Origin of the sequence: Sphingomonas sp. MJ1 (PH-R8), from assembly GCF_048058635.1 — a bacterium.
Classification (GTDB): Bacteria; Pseudomonadota; Alphaproteobacteria; order Sphingomonadales; family Sphingomonadaceae; genus Sphingomonas.
On the sequence record NZ_JBBEFX010000042.1, the window covers coordinates 1 to 2,142 of the forward strand.

Consider the following 2,142-nt stretch of genomic DNA (forward strand, 5'->3'; position numbering starts at 1 on the left):
CACCCGCAAGCGGGCGATGGCGCGCAAGGTCATCGCGGCCTTGGGCGGCGACGTGCGCGGCAAGTCAATCGCGCTGCTCGGCCTCACCTTCAAGCCCAACACTGACGACATGCGTGATTCGCCCGCGCTGGCGATCGTGCAGGTGCTGGAAGACGCGGGCGCCACCGTGCGCGCCTATGACCCCGAGGGAATGGATGCGGCGCGCACGCTGATGCCGGACCTCGTCTACACCGACTCCGCCTATGCCGCGGCAGAGGGCGCCTGTGCGGTGGTGATCGCGACGGAATGGGACGCGTTCCGTGCGCTCGACCTCAAGCGGCTGAAGGGTTTGCTCACCCAGCCCGTGATGGTTGACCTGCGCAACGTCTACCAGCCCGCAACCGTTGAGGCCGCCGGCTTCACCTATTGCGGCGTCGGGCGGCCCTCGGGGGCTTCGGAACTCATGCTACGCGAGGCAGCTGAATAAGATGCGCATTCTTGTCACCGGCACCGCCGGCTTCATCGGCTTCCACCTCGCCCGCCGGCTTCTCGTCGACGGGCATGAGGTGGTCGGTTACGACGCGCTTACCGACTATTATGACGTCCGGCTCAAGCATGATCGCCTGGCGCTGCTGACGCCCTTGCCCGGGTTCCGGCAGGTTACCGCTAAGCTTGAGGATCGCGCCGCGTTGCGCGAAGCGGCCGAGGGCGCCGAGTGCATCATCCACCTGGCAGCACAGGCGGGGGTGCGGTACTCGATCGAGGCGCCGCAGACCTATATCGACAGCAATCTAGTCGGCTCTTGGAACGTGCTGGACGTCGCACGCGAGGTACGGCCGGCGCACCTGCTGATGGCGTCGACGTCCTCGGTCTATGGCGGCAACGAAAAGATGCCCTTTGCCGAGGCCGATCGGGCTGACGAGCCGATGAGCCTCTATGCGGCGACCAAGAAGGGCATGGAGGCGATGGCGCACAGTCAGGCGCACCTGCACGGCATTCCCAGCACCATGTTCCGCTTCTTCACCGTCTACGGCCCGTGGGGCCGGCCGGACATGGCGCTGTTCAAGTTTACCGACGCGATCCTGAGCGACCGCCCGATCCCGGTTTATGGCCACGGCCAAATGGGGCGCGACTTCACCTATGTGGACGATTTGGTCGAGGCGATCGTGCGGCTGATGGCCGTGGTGCCGGGCGAGGACAATCGCGTCGTTGGCGGGGATGTGGTCGATACCCTGTCAAAGGGTGCGCCCTATCGCGTGGTGAACATCGCGGGTGGCGCCCCGACGCCGTTGATGGACTTTGTCCGCACACTTGAAGACGCACTGGGTCGCGAAGCCGTGACGGAGATGCTTCCCATGCAGCCTGGCGACGTGCCGCAGACCCATGCTGATCCGGCCCTGCTGCTGGCTCTGACGGGCTATGTGCCGAAAACGCCTGTAGCGACGGGCGTGACGGCCTTTGTCGACTGGTTTCGCACGCACTATCGCCGGTGACGTTCGCATCCCCTTGAGCCGGATGTCGCAACTCCGGCTTAGAGGCCTCTCCCATGAAACTGTGGGAGAGGCCCTTCCATCGGCTCGACATCCTGCATTTAGATGCAGCAAGGCGGTGCTCGCAGGAAATCGCCCACCGGTTGTGTCTCTGCGTTCGCCCGGTTCGAAGAACCGCTTCTGGCACGAGGGCCGTCATTGCCAAATATGGCCCCCCTCAACATAAACGTGGGCATGGCGAAACGTGACAGTGGCCCGGAAACTGGCAAGCTCGAGGATTGCAGCGACAGCGTTTCCGGGCGCGTAACGCGGCGCACGACCCTAGGAGCGATCTGCGGTTTTGCGGCTGCTCCGGTGCATGTGCAGGCGACCCAATCGGCCGGCGCTCCGTCGATAGGCCGAGGCGCAGGGTGCGGTGTCGACGATGGTACGGAACGGGTCGGGCTGTACGTCGATATCCCAAAGCTTCGTTTCGCCCGGTCGGTGACCTGGATCAGCACCACCGGGCATTCGGTGCCTGGGGTGGGCATGGCAACCTATACGGAAGTGCCGGGGGAGGCGGCGGCGGCACAGGAGGCCACTGCCTGGCGGACCCGCGATGCCGATGGCCGGCTTTGGGAGATCGCCCATCAGGGCGTAGTGTTCGACACCCAGTTCGGTGCACGCGTCGATG

Annotated in this window: 3 protein-coding genes; all 3 read left to right on the plus strand. The window is 65.1% G+C overall.

Annotated elements, in window-relative coordinates:
* A partial coding sequence (locus VPH46_RS16110; RefSeq protein ID WP_416612848.1) for a UDP binding domain-containing protein occupies nt 1-466 on the plus strand: 466 nt, incomplete at its 5' end.
* Nucleotide 467: 1 nt separating this feature from the next.
* Entirely contained in the window at nt 468-1,472 is a 1,005-nt protein-coding gene (locus tag VPH46_RS16115) for an NAD-dependent epimerase/dehydratase family protein (RefSeq protein ID WP_416612850.1), read from the plus strand.
* A 231-nt stretch (nt 1,473-1,703) separates the two neighbouring features.
* On the plus strand, nt 1,704-2,142 hold a 439-nt coding region (locus VPH46_RS16120), incomplete at its 3' end, for a hypothetical protein (protein ID WP_416612852.1).

What these genes read in the sequence shown, in the direction of transcription:
- VPH46_RS16115 (WP_416612850.1), top strand. Translation starts at nt 468, where the DNA reads ATGCGCATTCTTGTCACCGGCACCGCCGGCTTCATCGGCTTCCACCTC.